This is a genomic window from Candidatus Nitrosacidococcus sp. I8, assembly GCF_945836005.1.
In the GTDB taxonomy this organism is placed as follows: Bacteria; Pseudomonadota; Gammaproteobacteria; order Nitrosococcales; family Nitrosococcaceae; genus Nitrosacidococcus.
Genome location: NZ_OX241534.1, coordinates 1,280,104 through 1,298,830 on the forward strand (window position 1 = coordinate 1,280,104; position 18,727 = coordinate 1,298,830).

At 35.9% G+C, this 18,727-nt stretch carries 19 protein-coding genes and 2 tRNA genes; 11 read left to right on the forward strand and 10 right to left on the reverse strand.

Translation table 11 applies throughout. From position 1 onward, the window contains the following. Positions 1 to 41: 41 nt before the first annotated feature. On the reverse strand, positions 42 to 563 hold the full coding sequence (locus OOL07_RS06340; protein ID WP_264695693.1) for a DUF2141 domain-containing protein: 522 nt from the start codon (positions 561 to 563) through the stop codon (positions 42 to 44). Between the two features lie 151 nt (positions 564 to 714). On the opposite strand from OOL07_RS06340, the gene OOL07_RS06345 reads away from it, so the two are divergent. Continuing rightward, entirely contained in the window at positions 715 to 1,794 is a 1,080-nt protein-coding gene (locus OOL07_RS06345) for a glycosyltransferase family protein (protein WP_264695694.1), read from the forward strand. On the opposite strand, the gene OOL07_RS06350 is transcribed toward OOL07_RS06345, so the two are convergent. The 4 genes from OOL07_RS06350 to OOL07_RS06365 all read right to left on the reverse strand — a co-directional run bounded on the left by OOL07_RS06350 (position 1,791) and on the right by OOL07_RS06365 (position 5,185). Continuing rightward, positions 1,791 to 2,780 (reverse strand): lysylphosphatidylglycerol synthase domain-containing protein, encoded by a 990-nt coding sequence (locus tag OOL07_RS06350; protein ID WP_264695696.1) that lies wholly within the window; start codon positions 2,778 to 2,780, stop codon positions 1,791 to 1,793. The genes OOL07_RS06345 and OOL07_RS06350 overlap by 4 nt on opposite strands. Positions 2,781 to 2,792: 12 nt before the next feature. Then, positions 2,793 to 4,124 carry a lysophospholipid acyltransferase family protein gene (locus tag OOL07_RS06355; protein WP_264695698.1) on the reverse strand — a complete coding sequence of 444 codons (1,332 nt, stop codon included), beginning with the start codon at positions 4,122 to 4,124 and terminating at the stop codon, positions 2,793 to 2,795. Between the two features lie 120 nt (positions 4,125 to 4,244). Next, positions 4,245 to 4,508: a barstar family protein gene (locus tag OOL07_RS06360; RefSeq protein WP_264695699.1), complete on the reverse strand. Its 264-nt coding sequence runs from the start codon at positions 4,506 to 4,508 to the stop codon at positions 4,245 to 4,247. Positions 4,509 to 4,522: 14 nt separating this feature from the next. Next, a complete protein-coding gene (locus OOL07_RS06365) occupies positions 4,523 to 5,185 on the reverse strand; it encodes a ribonuclease domain-containing protein (protein ID WP_264695701.1) in 663 nt (220 codons plus the stop codon). A gap of 195 nt (positions 5,186 to 5,380) precedes the next feature. Between OOL07_RS06365 and OOL07_RS06370 the strand changes: the two genes are divergently transcribed. Beyond that, the gene (locus OOL07_RS06370) at positions 5,381 to 6,166 is read left to right on the forward strand and encodes an enoyl-ACP reductase FabI (protein ID WP_264695702.1); all 786 of its coding nucleotides are present in this window, start codon (positions 5,381 to 5,383) and stop codon (positions 6,164 to 6,166) included. A gap of 94 nt (positions 6,167 to 6,260) precedes the next feature. On the opposite strand, the gene OOL07_RS06375 is transcribed toward OOL07_RS06370, so the two are convergent. The 4 genes from OOL07_RS06375 to OOL07_RS06390 all read right to left on the reverse strand — a co-directional run bounded on the left by OOL07_RS06375 (position 6,261) and on the right by OOL07_RS06390 (position 9,601). Further along, positions 6,261 to 8,186, reverse strand: a complete 1,926-nt coding sequence (locus OOL07_RS06375) for a SurA N-terminal domain-containing protein (protein WP_264695704.1) — start codon at positions 8,184 to 8,186, stop codon at positions 6,261 to 6,263. Between the two features lie 963 nt (positions 8,187 to 9,149). Continuing rightward, a tRNA-Asp gene (locus OOL07_RS06380) sits at positions 9,150 to 9,226 on the reverse strand. Between the two features lie 13 nt (positions 9,227 to 9,239). Continuing rightward, positions 9,240 to 9,315, reverse strand: a tRNA-Val gene (locus OOL07_RS06385). Positions 9,316 to 9,328: 13 nt separating this feature from the next. After that, positions 9,329 to 9,601, reverse strand: a complete 273-nt coding sequence (locus OOL07_RS06390; protein WP_264695706.1) for an HU family DNA-binding protein — start codon at positions 9,599 to 9,601, stop codon at positions 9,329 to 9,331. A gap of 207 nt (positions 9,602 to 9,808) precedes the next feature. On the opposite strand from OOL07_RS06390, the gene rph reads away from it, so the two are divergent. The 9 genes from rph to OOL07_RS06430 all read left to right on the forward strand — a co-directional run bounded on the left by rph (position 9,809) and on the right by OOL07_RS06430 (position 17,636). Next, positions 9,809 to 10,525: a ribonuclease PH gene (rph, locus tag OOL07_RS06395; protein ID WP_264695707.1), complete on the forward strand. Its 717-nt coding sequence runs from the start codon at positions 9,809 to 9,811 to the stop codon at positions 10,523 to 10,525. A 9-nt stretch (positions 10,526 to 10,534) separates the two neighbouring features. Continuing rightward, a complete protein-coding gene (gene rdgB / locus OOL07_RS06400) occupies positions 10,535 to 11,140 on the forward strand; it encodes an RdgB/HAM1 family non-canonical purine NTP pyrophosphatase (protein ID WP_264695709.1) in 606 nt (201 codons plus the stop codon). A gap of 21 nt (positions 11,141 to 11,161) precedes the next feature. After that, entirely contained in the window at positions 11,162 to 12,319 is a 1,158-nt protein-coding gene (gene hemW / locus OOL07_RS06405) for a radical SAM family heme chaperone HemW (RefSeq protein ID WP_264695710.1), read from the forward strand. A 310-nt stretch (positions 12,320 to 12,629) separates the two neighbouring features. After that, positions 12,630 to 13,409, forward strand: a complete 780-nt coding sequence (locus tag OOL07_RS06410; protein WP_264695712.1) for a PEP-CTERM sorting domain-containing protein — start codon at positions 12,630 to 12,632, stop codon at positions 13,407 to 13,409. 426 nt (positions 13,410 to 13,835) lie between these two features. Next, a complete protein-coding gene (locus tag OOL07_RS06415; RefSeq protein WP_264695713.1) occupies positions 13,836 to 14,945 on the forward strand; it encodes a hypothetical protein in 1,110 nt (369 codons plus the stop codon). Positions 14,946 to 14,963: 18 nt separating this feature from the next. Beyond that, positions 14,964 to 15,281: a choice-of-anchor K domain-containing protein gene (locus OOL07_RS09295; protein ID WP_413774129.1), complete on the forward strand. Its 318-nt coding sequence runs from the start codon at positions 14,964 to 14,966 to the stop codon at positions 15,279 to 15,281. After that, a complete protein-coding gene (locus tag OOL07_RS06420) occupies positions 15,247 to 15,474 on the forward strand; it encodes a PEPxxWA-CTERM sorting domain-containing protein (protein WP_264695715.1) in 228 nt (75 codons plus the stop codon). The genes OOL07_RS09295 and OOL07_RS06420 overlap by 35 nt, the downstream gene beginning before the upstream one ends. 198 nt (positions 15,475 to 15,672) lie before the next feature. Further along, positions 15,673 to 16,719: an agmatine deiminase family protein gene (locus tag OOL07_RS06425; RefSeq protein WP_264695717.1), complete on the forward strand. Its 1,047-nt coding sequence runs from the start codon at positions 15,673 to 15,675 to the stop codon at positions 16,717 to 16,719. Between the two features lie 29 nt (positions 16,720 to 16,748). Continuing rightward, positions 16,749 to 17,636, forward strand: a complete 888-nt coding sequence (locus OOL07_RS06430) for a carbon-nitrogen hydrolase (protein ID WP_264695718.1) — start codon at positions 16,749 to 16,751, stop codon at positions 17,634 to 17,636. Here OOL07_RS06430 and thrC read toward each other — a convergent pair. Continuing rightward, a complete protein-coding gene (thrC, locus tag OOL07_RS06435; RefSeq protein WP_264695720.1) occupies positions 17,633 to 18,721 on the reverse strand; it encodes a threonine synthase in 1,089 nt (362 codons plus the stop codon). The genes OOL07_RS06430 and thrC overlap by 4 nt on opposite strands. Positions 18,722 to 18,727 lie beyond the last annotated feature (6 nt).

Sequence of the window (18,727 nt, forward strand, 5' to 3'; positions counted from 1 at the left end):
AAATATGATCAGAAAATAATAATTGATACAATGTAATGCACTTAACGCAAACGAATATTAAGCTCTTTAACCATGTGATCATCTACATCAAATTTAGCCTGATCCCAATGAGGTGGTCCAAAAAATGCTTGTATATTATGGGAGAAACAATATCTCTCTCTATTAATCCCTAAAATTCCCATATAAAAATCGCCACTCATATCCCGATCATGAAAGCAGGCCAAAGCATAGGAGCCAGGAGGTATATTGTGAATGGTCCACTCTACTTCATCTGTATCTTCAGCACTAAGAATAGCGGCATAAATTGGCTTTTTAAGCCAATTTTCTGAATTATTATAAATTGCTATTCGAACATGCCCAGCCTTTGGATCAATCCTATTAATTTTTATTTCAAATGTTGCACCTTCGTCGCCTTCCTTGAGCTGTGATAGCACAGGTGTACTCGCTTTAGAAGCATCACAACATCCTTCATGCTGAGTTGCCCATACTACTTCTATCGAAAAAAAGCTAAAAATAAAGAAAATAAACGGAATGAACTGTGACCTAGTACGCAGAATATTCATCTTGGAGTGGAATTAACCTAGTAAAATTATCGAAAATAACACATTATAACTGTATTTTTTAATGATCTTTATCAAAAAAAGAATACGTTTAGTTAGTTTTTATTTAAAAAATACAAATATACTTATTTATACAACCTAAATTCAATAATATATGAGCCACAAAGTATTATTTGCTGTTCATGATTGGGGTCTTGGACATGCTACTCGTGATTTAATCGTGATTCGTGCTCTTTTAGACGCAGGTCATGAGGTAGGTGTCGTATCTTATGGGCGTGCTATGATGCTTTTGCGATCCATGTTGGCTGACCGATGTACATTTTATGAACTTAAAGATATTCCTAAACCTTTAGGTCGGTATGCAGCTACATTCTATATTAGGATGAGCTTAGCTATACCTGAAGTATTTTGGATATATCGAAAAGAACGGTTATTTGCTCAGCATTTATGTAAAACACAAGGCTACGATCGGATTATTTCTGATAGCCGGTTCGGTATGGCACTTACTGAAGTGCCTAGTTATTATTTATTTCACTCTTTACGCCAAATTATTCCAGGTCGTCCCCATTGGTTAGAGTACTTTGTTGAGCGAAACCAGCAGCATTTGTTACGCCGAGCCCAAGGAATCCTAATACCAGATGAAGAACAAAATAGTGGGCTTGCTGGAGATCTATGCCACAATGTGGCGTGTAACTGGGGGGATCAGGTGAAATTCATTGGCCCTATCGCTGATATGCAAACTCTTAATGTAGAGAAAGATATACGTTGTTTTATTAGTGTCTCAGGAGCAGAACCTCAGCGCACTATTTTGGAAGAAATTATCCTGAAACAGGTAAAAAATTTAGAAGGTAGAATTGTGGTTGCACTAGGTCGTCCTGAAAACCCAGAAATTGTGTCCGACGATGGTCGAATTACTATTTATAGTTTTTTAGATCGGAAGAGGCAAATTGAAATGATAAACCGGGCTAACACTGTTGTAACCCGCTCCGGTTATACAACTTTGATGGAGCTTTCTCAAATTGGCTGTAAAGCACTACTAATCCCTACAGTAGGTCAAAGTGAACAGGAATATTTAGCTGAGTATCATCGAGAAAAAGGCTATGTACATAGCGTATTACAGAATCAGGTAAATCTATTACAGGATGTTGCAATTGCAGAGGCATTACCTGGACTGCCTAAGATGTCTGCAACTAAAGACTCAGTACAACGGTTACTGTCTATTGTGGTGGGTTAATTATCTTTAATAATTTTTTTACCTAGATCTCCCCATAGATAGAAAATAACTAAAAAACAAACAATCCAAACACTCATGGTCCAAAGTAGCCGAAACCAAAGTAATATAGCAAGCCCATCTTGCAAATCTATCCCCCAAGCTTGAGCAGCAGTTGCACCAGAGAGCTCCAAAATACCAAATTGGCTAAGTAAGCTACCAAACGACATGGCAATTAATAGCCCAAAAGAGTAAATGATAATCGCTTGGTCAAAACAAAAAGAGCTAGCATTCATGTCTACACCTATTTGGTAAAATGCAAACATAAGTGCCAGCATATATACTGTCGTAACAAATAGATTGCTTAAAAGCACTGAAGGCTGGCTAATTAACCGCAAACGGGATAAAAAATAATAAACTTCTAAAGCAATTGTACCGATCCAGCCGTCTCTAGTAATATATTTTTTAACTATATTGATTAAAAAATTAGTATCCTTAGTTAAAAATAATACAATGCCGCAGAGAATAATTCCTCCTAAGGAAGCAACTTGTATTTGTGGCCAATTTGGGATTGGAATAATGCCTAAAAGTAAAATAAGCATGACAATTTCTAAAGCAAGCATTACCGTAGTACTTGCCGCTGAATCAGAAAAATTAGTCCCTTGAGTTTTTTGCAAAATATAATTCTCTGAGTAAACACCTAGAGGTAGGGTAAGGGAAATTTCACCAATAGCAAAAGCAAATCCACAAGGCTGCCAGCATACTTTCAGTCCAGAAATAGCCATTAAATGACCAAACTGCCAGCACTTTAATATTAAATAAAGCAATGCACATAAAAATACTATAAATATGGTGCTGATCTGTAACAATTGCCAGCGCTCAAGTACTCTAAAGATATCAGATAGCCCAAATACAGTGATGAGCAAAGCTAAAGAGATAAGCACTAATAAAATACGCCGAGGTACCATTAAAGCCTTTAACCAGCTTGGCAATAAATATTTATATTTCACTACTTGATTATCCTAGGAAGATAATGTGGCTTCATGAAGATCAGGTAGTAACCTAAGAGCATAGGCCTGAGATGCTCCTACCGTCTCTAGTAATTCAGTACGCAGATATTCAAGCAGGGTTGATGATCCATCAGGAAGCCATGGTGGAGGCATATCTGGATTCATGATATGCAATAAATCTCCTTCCATAGCAAAGAATTTTTGCTGCCTACCCCAAGATAAAATATCTAGGATACGCAATCTGCAGCTTTCTTTATTTTCTAAACAGGGATCAATAGGAATTTTCCCCTGATGGCAGCGTTGAGCAGCAGCATATACGTGCTCAAACATTTCTAATTCAGACCAATAGTTTTTTGAATTAAAGTAATTAAGATGTAGAAAGCCGAAAGCCAATTGACTGCCGGTTACCCGGCATCCCGCCCATACAGATCGTGTAACTTGCTCATCGATAATATGTTTAGACAGCTTTTCTAAGCCTGAGAGTTCAGGTTGAATGTCAATGAATATTCTTTGCTTTTGTGTAGTAAGGCTATCGTATGTAATTGAGATAGGGAGCACTTGAACAGATTTACTAGGACGAGTAATTAAATCGTATAGAGCTGATCTAGGGCGTTGCAAGGAACCATCCAAAGAAAGCTGCCCTTCTGGTTCTAATAAGATCACTTGATCATGATTTAACATTTGTACAAAAAAATCTATTTGCTGATCAATTAAATCATTCAGGAAAGGCTTAAGGCGAGTAAATACTTTTATTGAGAAGTGTCGATACCCATAACGATCTTGCCACAGGGTATACTCATGCTTTTTTAATAGCTCCTCTACTGTAGTAGCATTTGGATCAAATTTTAGTTTGGCAGCATAATAAGTTAGAGATTTTGAACGTAATACTTCTGCGATAGGCATATCACCTAAATAATCAACAACCTCATGTAATACACTAGCCAGCCCGCGTCCATGGGTACGTTGTAATGGATAAGTCCCTACAAGAAAGGGGCGTAAATAAATAAAACCTAGAAGATAGCGTAAAAATCTAGGCCAGCGATGCAGATAATTAGCTAAAAATCTTTTTTCAAAAAGATCTTCCCGTGCAGCAAAAGAAGGTAAGGGAGCAACAATGCCTCCGTTTTTACGGAGTAATAATTTTGAAGCTACAAGAGGACCATCATTATCTCGGCGATGATTGCTGACGGCAAGGGTACCAGAAGTTTGGCTATAGTGCTCAAGACCAGTGATAAAACAAGGATATGATCGGCGGACAATTAAATCAGTCATTGTCCACATAAACCGTGCCCAAAGAGATGGTTTTTGATTTCTGGTAGGAAATTGATGAGCAGAAGAGCTCATTAGTATAATCCCCTCTCCATTCTTAGTATAAATTTTTTTATAAGCAATACTAGGTTAATAAAAATTGGATTGGGTTAAAAATAATTGAAGGGAATAATTTTACCCTAAAAATTAATCTTTTTAATAATAATGAAAATAAATTTCAGGCACTTCAGTAGAAAGTGCTTCCATGGTTTCAATAAGCGATTGGAAAGTATTGATCTGCTCTGTGCTCATATTGTTAAATTCAATATTTAATGGTAGTGATGCCTCCCCACTGAAAAAATCATAGAGTGCATCTAAATTATTACCAAAGTAGTCAGGTATTGCTATTTTTATTTTTAATTGAATATAAAAATCATTAAAGGTTTTTATTTCTGAAAAATCTATGGAAATGTTATTCATTAATTTATGACTAATTACTGAGGCTGAAACGTTTGGTAATGATCTTGGGTGATAAAAATTAGACCATCAGAACTATAAATAAGACGATCTGCTCCTCTACGGTCACATTGATAGTTTAAATCGGCCTCAAAGTAAATTCTCCCCCTACTCATAGGAAGTCGCTTTTCCCTATTTCCAAAACGATCTCCTCCAATGGCATGATTAGGAAGAATATCACAGAGATTTCCCTTGCTTGAAATCCAGCCTAAATGCCTTGCTCGGCTTTTTGTAAGATAATAATCGGGTAATCTTCTATATTCTTTCAAATAAGCAACTACTGTAGTTGGTTGAGTGAGTTGTGTTATTTCTTGATATTGTAAATTATAGTTAAGCTTTTGATTATTTTGCCCCGTTATGTTTTGTGCTACTTGAGTTGAGTTCTCACTCTTTTCTTTTATATTTTCAAAAAAATTTGGATAATTTCTTTTGATCGTTTCTTGTATAGATTGGGTTAGCTGCCCAATTTTTTCCTGCCCTTCTATCATAAAGGCTTTCAAGTTTTGAGAAACTTGATCAAATTCTTCTGTAGTGTCTTGATTAGAATAGTGATGCCCTTTTCCAATAGCTGCTGAGTGAAAACAAACTAAGCTAAGACTTATAATAATAATTAGTAAAAAATTATCTGTTCTGAGTCGCATACTATTTATTTTTATTAATATTTTTTTGAATTTTTGGAAGATGGGATAGCATAAATAACGGATTATAGCAGAATACTCATATAAGATATAAAAGGAGCCGTTTTTCATTTTTTTAGACTAAGAGCACAATGACACCGTGCATAATACATAAACAGTATTCACATCATATAAACCACTAAAATTAAGGAGAAGAAGATGGGGTTTCTAGCCAATAAGAAAGCTCTGATTATCGGGATTGCAAGCGCTAGATCAATTGCTTGGGGTGTTGCTCAAGCAATGCACCGAGAGGGAGCAGAGCTAGCACTAACCTATCAAAATGAAAAGCTTCAAAGCCGGGTAGAAAAACTTGCCTCAGAATGTAATGCTAAAATTACTCTACCCTGCGATGTAAGTAATGATAAGCAAATTAATGATCTTTTTGCCCGACTAAAGCATGATTGGTCTCACATAGATATTATTATTCATTCTGTTGCTTTTGCTCCACGAGATCATTTGCAAGGAGATTATGTAGATAGCGTAACTAGAGAGGGTTTTCGCATCGCACATGATATTAGCTCTTATAGCTTTTGTGCCCTTGCAAAAGCTGGAAGGGAAATGATGAGAGGGCAAAACGGAGCGTTACTTACCTTAAGTTATTTAGGAGCCGAACGCACAATTCCCAACTACAATGTGATGGGGGTTGCTAAAGCTAGTCTTGAAGCAAATGTACGCTATATGGCAGCCTCATTAGGATCGGAAGGAATCCGAGTGAATGCTGTTTCAGCAGGACCAATTAAAACCCTAGCAGCTTCAGGAATAGATGATTTTAATCGATTCCTATCCTATTCTGAAAAAAATACACCCCTTAAACGTAATGTAACGATCGAAGAGGTAGGAAACACCGCAGCTTTTCTTTGTTCTGATTTAGCCTCTGGAATCACTGGAGAAGTAGTTTATGTAGATGGAGGTTATCATATTGTAGGTATGGCTAATGATTTTTAGCCCCTATATTTTGGTAATCTAAGTCTAAAAAACCTCTGGAGCGTTTTTATAATTATAGAAACGCTCCAACTATAGTTAGATATAGTAATTTTTACTAAAAGCTATCTGTATATATTTTGATTTTTGCTTTTTCTTTTAATCCCTCAACAAAACTACGATAAGCAATTTCACCTCTACTACGCTCAATCTCTTGAGTCAGTCCTTTGCGTACATTTTCATCTAATTTATCAAATACCCCGTCTTCTACCTTATAAATCCCCAGTACTGCATAGTCTCCATTACTTAGAAAATCTCCTGTAAAAATAGGAATTTCGGATTTAGGGCGATTTGAATCGTAAACTACTCTTAATACTTCTGGGTTAATCTGGGTATCAAAAAAATTGTGGGTATAAAATTCTTTTTTGTGCCAATCTACATTTTTTACACCAAAAATCGCTTGTGGCCACTCTCCTTGTTCAAGCTGTTTGATAAGTTGCTGACCAAGTGTTTCTGCTTTTATTTTAGATTCGGCTAATATCATTTTAGCTTGTACTTTTTCGTGAATGTCGCTAAATTCTGGAATATGAGTAGGAATACTTTTATTAATTCGTAATACTACTAAGTTATGATCTCCAAGCTCAATAGTTTGACTATTTACTCCTTCATCTAATACTTCTTCACTAAATGCAGTTTCAATAATTTTTGGATTAGTCATAATACCAGCTGTACCTAATCCATCCTTAGAAAATGGATTACTTGTCTCAATTGGTAATCCTAATGCATTAGCAGCAATTTCGAGAGAAGAAGGATTTTCATAGGCTAAATTATCTAAAGTATCTGCCTTTTCATAAAACTCATCCTCAACTTTTCTTTGACGATATTTTGCTACAAGATCTTCTTTTACTTGATCAAAGGCTTTAACTTCACCTGTATGGGTATCTGTTAATTTAATAATATGATATCCAAACTTACTTAAAACTGGATCAGTTATATCTCCTACATTTTTTAATGAAAATGCAGCCTCTTCGAAAGCTGGATCCATAGTTCCTTTACCAAAAAAACCTAAATCTCCCCCATTTCTAGCAGATCCAGAATCCTGAGAATCCTCTTTAGCAACCTCTTCAAAAGATTTATCTTTTAGGGTTACTAAAATTGCATCGATCCTTTCTTGTGCAGCTTGCTTATCTTTTTCACTAGCATCTGGAGCAAGAGAAATCAAAATATGACTCACTCGTCTTTGCTCAGGTTTAGTATATTGAGCTTTTGTCTCTTCATAAAAAGCTTGTAACTCTTCTTCACTAATAGGTGCTTCTTTGGCTAGGGTTTCTCCTTTTAAGTGAAGATAATTAATCACCACTTGATTAGGTACTCTAAAATCTTCTTTGTAATCTTCGTAGAACTGATGAAGTTTATCTTCATTAATTTCAATAGAATCATTAAACTGAGCTGCTGGAATAATGCCATAACCAATTTCTCGCTTTTGAAAGCGAAGCCGGGCAATATCTTTAAGCTCTTCTTGAGTGACAAAGGCAGAAAGAGCTAATGCAGAAATGAGCTGATCACTTAATATAGAAGTACGTAATTTGGATTCATATAGCGCGGGTGTTAGTCCTTGGGTGCCGAGGACGCTTTGGTACAGTCGGTTGTCAAAAACTCCATTTTCATCATGAAATGCTTGATTATCACCAATAACTTGGATCAAATCAGAGTCGTTCATAGCTAATTTAAGCCGCCCTATTTCCTCTATCAGTAAGCGTTGTTCAATGAGTTCATTTAGAACTTTTTTTCTTACCTTAGGATCATCTAGCGTAGTTTCTGAAAAAGAATCACCCATCAGCATACGCATCTGCTGAGTATAGCGTTGAAATGCGGTGCGAAATTCTACAAGCGTAATTTCTTTACCATTTACTGAAGCAGCAATAGTCTCTCCTTTATCTTGGAAATAATTATTAATTCCCCATAGAGTAAATGGAATGGCAATTAAGCCAACAATGACCCAAGATAAAATCCCTTTAGCTCGATCCCTAATAGCTCCCAGCATAAATAAACAACCTCTATACAGATAAAATCGGGTTAAAAATAAAAAACTTATTTTACCTTATATTAGTAATGAGCTGAATTGAAGTTCTTAGGAGTTTGAAGAAAAAAATATATAAGTTTAATATCTTGGATAAGTCCTAAGCTAGGGTAATCTTGTTTTTAAGGTCCTGCTAATCTTTATTGGTATACCCTCTCACAAATATTTATTCATGCAAAAAGACATAATAGAATATCTCTATATAAGGATAAATATAGAGAAGAGTAATCATCCTATATGGAAAAGAATATACTAGCTTAGTTTAATAGTGCCCCGCTGAAGTAGAGCAGCTGATCCAAATAGCACTATACTCAAAAGGATATTTACAGTGGACTCTGAAAACACAGCATCAGTAGTAAAAAAATATGCTGTGACAAGGACCAACATTATAACAATAAGTCTAATAATTGAATGCATAAAAACCCCACTCGACTAATTTGTATATAGCGAATAAAGCAAAATTTATGCCATATAAAGATATCAATTAGTTAGTATTAGTTTATATCCTATTTAGGTCAGTTTATGTGATTATGTGACAAATATTGTCGAATTAGTATAGCTGATAAAAATGATATGAATTATATTAGGGTAACGAAGATTATTATTGAATTGTGTAAAGAAATCAAAGCTAGTTGAAAGGTTTTAACTTAAAGTAAATAAAGACATTATGAAATTTTTTCTAAGGTGGAAAGGAATTTAAGCTGAAATTACATAGGATATATAAATGAATAATACAAATATTTTTTTAATATGCTTCACTACTATTTTTATTCTATCCATGATAATAATCGGGATAGTTACACCTATCCGAGTTAATGTTGCATTTCTTATGCCCCACTTTAAGTGGGTATATATAAATCAGGCGCATCATTAATGAAAATTAATAATATACTAGCGGAGGGGTTATCAGAGGAAACAAGTATTAAGTGGCGGAGCGGACGGGACTCGAACCCGCGACCTCCGGCGTGACAGGCCAGCATTCTAACCAGCTGAACTACCGCTCCGCAAGAAAATACATGGTGGGCGCTGAGGGGATCGAACCCCCGACTTTCGCCTTGTAAGGGCGACGCTCTCCCAGCTGAGCTAAGCGCCCGATAACTTACCGCTTAGTTTACGGCATCTTTAAGAGTTTTTCCAGCTTTAAATACAGGATTTTTTGATGCTTTAATTTTTATCTCTTCTCCCGTTTGCGGATTACGTCCTGTGCGGGCTGCTCTATCTCTAACTGAGAAAGTACCAAACCCAATAAGAACAACTTGTTCCCCTCGACTAAGGGTATCTGTAATTGCTTCTATGATAGAATCAACAACACGGGCAGTTTCTGTCTTTTTTAAATCACCTTTTTTTGAAATTGCATCAATAAGTTCTGTTTTATTCATAATATCCCCCTTTCCTTTTTATATACAATTTAAGTAGGTAGTTTTTATTTTGTGTAACATAACAGCCTTTATATCAGGGGATTCAAGGTGGGTCAAGCTACTTAGCCCTATTTTTCTATACTTTAGCCAAAAATATTGGCTATTAAAGTTAGAATAATATTGAAATGAATATTTATCCTCAAAATACAACAAAGATTAATATTAAAAATGAGACCAAGTAATCGTGCCCCTAATGAATTGCGCCCTGTTCGTTTTACTCGTCACTATACTAAGTATGCGGAAGGATCTGTATTAACTGAATTTGGAGATACTAAAGTACTTTGTAATGTTTCTGCTGAGGAGCGAGTCCCCCGTTTTTTAAAAGGTACTGGACAAGGATGGATTACTGCCGAGTATGGCATGTTACCAAGAGCGACAGGCACTCGATCTAGTCGGGAAGCAGCTCAAGGCCGTCAAGGAGGTAGAACAATGGAAATTCAGCGGCTTATTGGCCGATCCTTACGAGCTATTGTAGACTTATCCGCTTTAGGTGAGCTCACGCTTACCATTGATTGCGATGTAATCCAGGCGGATGGAGGAACTCGTACTGCTGCCATTACAGGAAGTTATGTAGCACTTATTGATGCGGTAAATAACTTAATGAAAAGAGGTATGCTTATCCATGATCCTATTCATGGGCAGCTTGCCTCAGTTTCAGTGGGGATTTACAAAGGTATTCCTGTCCTAGATTTAGATTACCGAGAAGATTCATCAGCAGAAACAGATATGAATATAGTGATGAACGAATCCGGTGCATTTATTGAAATTCAAGGGACTGCTGAAGGTCATGCTTTTAGAATGAATGAATTACATACCATGTTAGATTTAGCTAAAAGTGGTATTGAAACCCTAATCACTAAACAAACTCAAGCCTTATTAAGGTAAATACACTCTATGATGTTACTACCTAATACCTTGATTTTAGCCAGTCATAATTCTGGTAAAATCCAAGAAATGAGTAAAATTTTAGCTTCGCTAGAAGTTACACTTATTTCCCAATCTGAATTAAATATTACAGAACCGGAAGAAACAGGTCTTACATTTATAGAAAATGCTATTATTAAAGCTCGTCATGCTGCTCGCTATGGAAACATGCCTGCAATTGCTGACGACTCTGGATTAGAAGTGGATGCACTTAAAGGTCAACCAGGTATTTATTCTGCTCGTTATGGGGGAGCAGATAGTAACAAAGAAAAAAATATAGCAAAGCTACTTGCTGAGTTAAAGGGAATACCTGAATCACAACGTAGTGCTCGTTACCAGTGTGTTATTGTTTATATGAAGCACTGGCAAGATCCCACCCCTCTTATTTTCCAAGGCACCTGGGAAGGCTATATTCTTAATGCTCCACAAGGTATTGGCGGGTTTGGTTACGATCCTATTTTCTATCTACCAGAATACCAATGCAGTGCTGCTGAATTATCTGAGGAGCAAAAAAACTACTTAAGCCACCGTGGAAAAGCGTTAAGGGCGTTAATTTCAGCGTTTAGGCAAAAATAATTAAGATCGCTTTATTATAAAGTGTTTCAATTTCAAACCTTACCTCCCCTTTCTTTATATATCCACTTTCCTTGGTGTATTCGCAAATGCCCTTATTGCGACTTTAACTCTCACCAATTATTTCAAGATTTACCAGAGCAAGCTTACATTGATGCACTTATTCAGGATTTAGAACAAGATTTACCCCGTATTTGGGGACGAAAAATTATAAGTATTTTTATGGGGGGAGGCACCCCCAGCTTATTTTCTCCTGAATCTATTGATAAATTGATTTCATCTATCTATAGTTATTTACCTTGGTCGTTGCCAATTGAAATTACACTTGAGGCAAATCCCGGTGCAATCGATCAGAAAAAATTAGCTGAATTTAGAGCAGCAGGAATTAATCGGTTATCTTTAGGAATTCAAAGTTTTGACGATCAATCCTTAAAAGCATTAGGAAGAATTCACAATGCCCAGCAAGCCTGCTCCACTATTGAGGCAGCCCACCGGGCTGGGTTTAATAATATTAATTTAGATTTAATGTTTGGACTACCTGATCAAAGTCAAGATCAAGCACTTTATGATATAAAAACAGCGATCAATTTTAATCCCACTCATATTTCCCATTATCAACTCACTATCGAGCCGAATACTTACTTTCATCGCTATCCCCCACCTCTACCGATAGATGAATCGATTTATCACTGGCAAGAATTATGCCAATCCTCTTTAGAAAATACAGATTATGAACACTATGAAATATCTGCTTTTGCAAAAAAAGATCACCAATGCCAACATAACTTAAATTATTGGCAATTTGGGGATTATCTAGGAATTGGTGCAGGAGCCCATGGCAAAATAACAAATGGTGCAGAGAATAATATTACACGTCTATGGAAGATAAAACATCCGACTGCTTATCTCACTCAAGTAGGTAATCAAAAACATATTGGAGGACAAACTACGATTAGTCCACAAGATGCTGCCTTCGAATTTATGCTCAATACCTTACGGCTTACTCAAGGCTTTTCAAATACACTATTTTTAAAACATACAGGACTGCCTCTATCTATTATAGAAAAACCGCTGCAGCAAGCTGAAGAATTAGAGTGGATAATACGAACACCTAACTATATTCAACCTACCTCTAAGGGATCTGCGTTACTTAATGAACTACTCCAGCTATTTTTACCTTAATAGCTAATTTACACCTCTCTAAACATCATATTACTCTAGCTTAACTAGCTAATTTCTATAATTTCTTCCAAATTGATAGCCTATTTTTTTAAACAATTTTTATAAAACTAAACTCTTTTATCTTTCATATTGAGTGACAATTTTTATTTTAATAATTTCTATATACGTCACTTTATTTAAAGCAAATAAAACTATAAAAAATTATTTATTTAATATAATTAATACATAACTACCATCGGTATATATGTTGCTTATTAATAAAATTAGAAAATTAAACTAACTTACCTTTTACAAAACAAGGAAAAATATAATGAACGTACCAAAATTATTACCTTTTACCAAGCATCTTCTCATCTTATTTGCGACCAGTATTATCATTTTAAGCAGTATGGCTTATGCTACCCCTTCGCTTAATATCACAGGTACCAGCTGGAGTAATCCGAGCGAACATAGTGCTTATCAATCAGGATCTACAGAATATTGGGGGAGCTCTAAAAAAGTTTCTAAAAATAGTAGCTATGATTTTGTTGCAAATAGCCCCGCAGAAAATACCAATACGAGTGTTAGCACAGCTACTTTTGATATTGGTAAATTTACTTACAACAATAATAGTTCTGCTGGACGAATGGATAGTATCGATCTAAATATTACTGCCAATATAGGTGGTAATGATGTTTCTTTTGTATTAACAATAAACGCTGATGAATTAACCGAGTGCACTAAATATAATCCTCATAACAAGTGCATTGGTCAATCTTCTTACGATAATCTCACCATTAGCAGTTCTAATCTAGATAATGAATTTACAGTAGGGGATAATATCTACACTTTGAGCAAAGTGGTATTTGATACAAACCCAAACCCATTTAAAGTACTAAATAGTAATCAAAATACTTCTGGTATAAGCCATATTTTAGTTAGTTTTTCTGTAGCTCCTACTACTTTAAATCAAAACCCAAGCGGATCCAATCCGAACCCAACGGTACCAGAACCCACTTCTTGGATGATAATGCTTCAAGGATTAGGGTTGCTTAGTTTTGTAATGTTTCGTCGCCGTAGCCAAACAGAGCTCACTATAATGACAGTTTAAATCCCTCAGAAATTTCTCTCTCTAAAATAGAGGTAGCTATCCGCTACCTCTATTTTTTGGTATCAAATAAATGCTCTAAGGGGCTTTAATCTTAAGCAGCTCTATCCTATTAAGATAATCTCTAATTCTGTTTAGGCTATTTTCCCCCCTTCTCACTATCCCATTTTAGATATCAGATGCGGCTATCACTATTTACAAGATCTACATAGGGGATTCCTATCTCAATCATTTTTCTATAAATACTGACAAACTTTATAAAAAAATACTTATTTATGCCACTTTCTTGAATAATATTATTAATATATAATATATTTAATTTATTAATAATCAATTAATTAAATATATTTGGCATATATGTTGCTGATATAAATTTTAAGAGGCCTCAACTAATTTACTTATAAAATCTATAAAATCAAGGATAAAAATATGAATAATCAAAAGCGATTATCCTTTGCGAAAAATATCTTTCTAGGGATTCTTATAAGTACAATAATATTCTCACCTACTACAACAAATAACCCTACAGACAAAGCATTTACTAAAGATGTTGCAGAAACATTAAACAACATTATAGATAACACTACGCAGGTAATTTCTATACCCATCGCATTAAATAATGCTGCTGCTCACTGGGAAGATTTTATATTTAATAATCCTAACGACCAAGATGAAAGCTCTATATTTAACATTACTAGCGAGAGTGTTATAAATGACGATTTTGTAATGCCTCAAAATCATCAATATATTGGCGCCTATATTAGTGATCCCAGATTCGTATCTACAAATAAGGGGAGCAGCCCATATGCTACTACCCATCCTAATGTTATTCCTAATCAAGGAACACAAGGAGGATACGGTTTTATGAACAATGGCTTTCCTAATTTAGGGAATAACCAATCTCCCTCTGGATTTGACATTAATTCCTTTACTCATCCTAATAATGGAATAACAAATACATCTACTGATAGTACTGGACTAGTTTCTATGGCTGAAGTAAATGTCGGTAGAGCATCTATAGCTGAAATAAATACCAGTAGAGTATCAAAAGATAGCCACAAATTTAGCGATTCTTTTTATCATAGTAGAATGTTAAACTCTGGAGAGAATAATTGTTGTTTTAATACTGTAACTACAGAACATAACCAACCAGATACATCTGATGTATATAGCATACACAGTATGGGTCACGATCATAATGCTTTATGTTTTTACCCTTGTATAGAGAAGGACTCGACATATCATGGAGTTATTTCACCAACCGATAGCATTTATCATAATAATTACAAGGATCTAGCCCGTACAACACAAAATACAATAACTGCCTCAAATCAAACAACTGATTTAGTAATGCCTTTTTCCACTGAAAATACTAAAGAAGATTCAACTATACCTGTTTCTATTGAAAGTACTAGAGAAAATTTTGCCTCTTATCCCAGTATTCCAGAACCTACTACTTGGATGACTATGCTTCAGGGGTTATTACTATTATTTTACTCTAGAATATCTCGCTGCCAGACGAATATAACCATAGTCTAGTATATTGATGGGCAAGCAATTACAAGTATTCAACTTGTCATAAGTGCTGATGTAACTGTTGGTGGGGTAGATCAAGGAAGTAAATCATTCACATTTGATTTCCAACATGATGAAACCCCGAATATTAAAAGACAGTGCCCTGCCATAACTGTAGGAATAGGCCCTCCTTGTGCAGATATTGTAACTGTCGGTTACAATTCTACTAATTCTGATACTTTTGATGTAAACGGTACTGCCTATACTTTAAATGTATTAGGGTTTATTAAGGCACAAGATATGACAAACGGCGAGCCCAATCCTGGTGCAGCTCCTGCAACCCAATTTATTTCTAAATAACTCTGGTGATCTTTTTGTAAGTTTCTCTACCTTTACAGAAGCTTCAAATCCGGGTAATCCAAACAGTCCACCAGAAAATCCAAGCGTTCCAGAACCTACCACTTGGATGATGATGCTTCAAGGATTAGGATTACTTGGTTTTGTGATGTTCCGTCATCACAGCCACGTTAGATCTAATGCAATGATGGCTTAGTCACTTATCTTATCTATGCTAGGGTGGAATAAATTTCGCCCTAGTGTTACCTCTTTTCCTAGATTTCGCCCATTCTCCTATTTTTATTATCTTTATTTAATATTAATCAAATAATTTTGATTGCCTCTTAAGTGAAATCATTCTAGAATTTAGAAATTTTCATAAATACTTAACCTCTACTACCTCCATCCATACACTATGGATAAATCTCAATATACGTTTGCTCCAGAATGGATTTTCCAAGCCGGGGTGATGCTCGCTTGGCCCCATCTTCAAAGCCCTTGGCAACCCTATTTTGATTCGGTACAAGGAGTATATATAAATATTGCTCGAGAGATTAGCTCTAGAGAAAAATTACTGATTATCTGTAATAGCGTAGATCAACGAGTAGAAATTACCCACTTGTTTGTACAAGAGAAGATTAATCTAGAAAATTGCTTTTTCTATGATACTTCTTTTAATGATACTTGGATTCGAGACTATGGGCCCATTAGTTGTATAGATGAAGAAGGAAAAATAAAGTTATTAGATTTTACTTTTAATGGTTGGGGAAAAAAGCATAAGTCAGAATTAGATAATCAAGTTACCCAATGTTTATACCAACAGCACACTTTTAATCGAAATATTACCTATCAATCTTTGGATTTCATTCTAGAAGGAGGAAGTATTGAAACCGACGGGCAAGGTAGCCTGCTGACTACCGAACATTGCCTATTATCTAAAGCTCGCAATAGCTTCTTAAATAAAGAAGAAATTACGCAAAAGTTAAAAAATTGGTTAGGTGTAGAGAGAGTTCTATGGTTGAATCATGGGCAACTTATAGGAGATGACACAGATGGTCACATTGACACCTTAGCTCGGTTTTGTAATCCAGAAACGATTTGTTATGTTGCTTGTGACGATTCACAAGATTCGCATTTTGAAGATTTAAAAGCTATGGAGGAAGAATTAAAAACATTACACACCCTTCAAGGAAATCCCTATCAACTTGTTCCTTTACCTTGGCCTAGCCCTAAAATAAGCAAAAATGGACAAAGATTACCAGCAAGTTATGCAAACTTTTTAATCATTAATCAGGCTGTACTCGTACCTACTTATGAAGATAAGGCAGATGAACAAGTATTAAGCACATTACAAATGTGCTTCCCAGATCGGGAAATTATTGGCATAAATTGTCTTACTCTCATTCAGCAATATGGCAGTTTGCACTGTATTACCATGCAACTACCTTTTGGATCTTTCTAAATTATTTTAAATAAAGCGGCTTAACTTGTATGGATCGTTTACTAAAAGTAGCTATTGTGCAGCAATTTTGCGTACAAAACCCTCAAGAAAATATTACCCAGAGCATTCAAGGTATTCACGAAGCTGCAGCTCAAGGAGCGAAATTAGTGCTCTTACCTGAGCTCCATAAATCTCTTTATTTCTGCCAAATAGAAGATCCTCAATATTTTTCCTTAGCAGAAACTATACCCGGTCCTTCCACAGAATTATTTGGTAAGCTGGCAAAAGAGTTAAATTTAGCATTAGTGATTTCTCTTTTTGAACGGCGGGCTCCCGGTATTTATCATAATACAGCAGTAGTATTGGATACAGATGGGAGTATTTCAGGTAAGTATCGAAAAATGCATATTCCAGATGATCCAAGTTATTATGAAAAATTCTATTTTACTCCCGGAGATTTAGGATTTACCCCTATTAAAACCTCTATTGGCACTTTTGGCGTTTTAGTGTGCTGGGATCAATGGTACCCAGAAGCCGCTCGCCTTATGGCTTTAGCTGGCGCAGAAATTCTCCTTTATCCTAGTGCTATTGGTTGGGATCCAAATGATGCTTCTGATGAAAAACAACGACAGCGTGAAGCATGGATAACTATTCAGCGTAGCCATGCAATTGCAAACGGATTACCTTTACTAGCAAGTAATCGAGTGGGCATAGAACATAGCATAGATCAAAATCAAGCTGAAATACAATTTTGGGGTACCAGCTTTATTACTGGCCCCCAAGGAGAAATGTTTGCCCAAGGATCAGAGAGTAATCCTGAAATTGTACTTGCAGAGATTAATTTATCTCGTACGGAAAAAGTGCGGCAAATGTGGCCTTATTTTCGAGATAGACGGATTGATGCCTATAGTAGCTTAACTCAGCGCTATCTTGATTAGTGAATAGACTGTAAGTTATCTAGTAAAGCTGCTTGCACAGAGGCAAGATTAGCATCGATCGTGATCATAGGTGTTTTACTTTGAGAAATAGCAATATTAGGGTCTTTTAGCCCATGCCCCGTTAAAGTACATACAATCTTACTTCCATTTGGGATTTTACCCGATTGAATATCTGCTATAGCTCCTGCTAAAGAAGCTGCTGAAGCAGGCTCACAGAATACTCCTTCTTTTTCTGCCAGTAATTTTTGAGCGGCTAAAATTTTCTCATCAGTACAGGCACTAAACCAACCCTGAGATTCTTCTTTTGCTTGCCATGCTTTATCCCAGCTTTGAGGATGACCAATACGAATAGCAGTAGCTACCGTATCTGGATCATCTATCATTTTTCCGGCAATAAATGGTGCTGATCCACTAGCCTGATAGCCACACATATGAGGACGAGCATTAGTAACACCTTGAGCGTAATACTCGCTATAGCCCATCCAATAGGCAGTGATATTACCTGCGTTACCTACCGGTAAACAATGAAAATCTGGTGAAAAACCAAGTTCTTCAATAATCTCAAAGGCAGCAGTTTTCTGCCCTTGAATTCGATAAGGGTTAATAGAATTAACAATTGCTACTTGGCTTTTGCTTGCTACTTCTTTAACTAATTTCATTCCTACATCGAAGTTACCTTTAATTTGGAGTATTACTGCCCCATGTAGCATCGCTTGGGCAATTTTCCCATGGGCAATTTTCCCCTCAGGAATAATCACAAAAGCAGTCATCCCTGCCCGAGCCGCATAAGCAGCAGCAGAAGCTGAGGTATTTCCTGTAGAGGCACAAATAATAGCTTGGCTTTTCTCTTCTAAAGCTTTTGTAACTGCTACACTCATACCTCGATCTTTAAAGGATCCGGTAGGATTCAATCCTTCATACTTCACATAAATTTCAATATCCCCATTGAGTTCTTTGGGAATATTTTCTAGCTTAATTAAAGGGGTATTCCCTTCTCCTAGACTAATAATAGTAGAGTTGCTTTGGATTGGTAAACGATCTCTATATTTATCAATAAGTCCTGTATATCGTGTCTGAGATACCATTTTGTG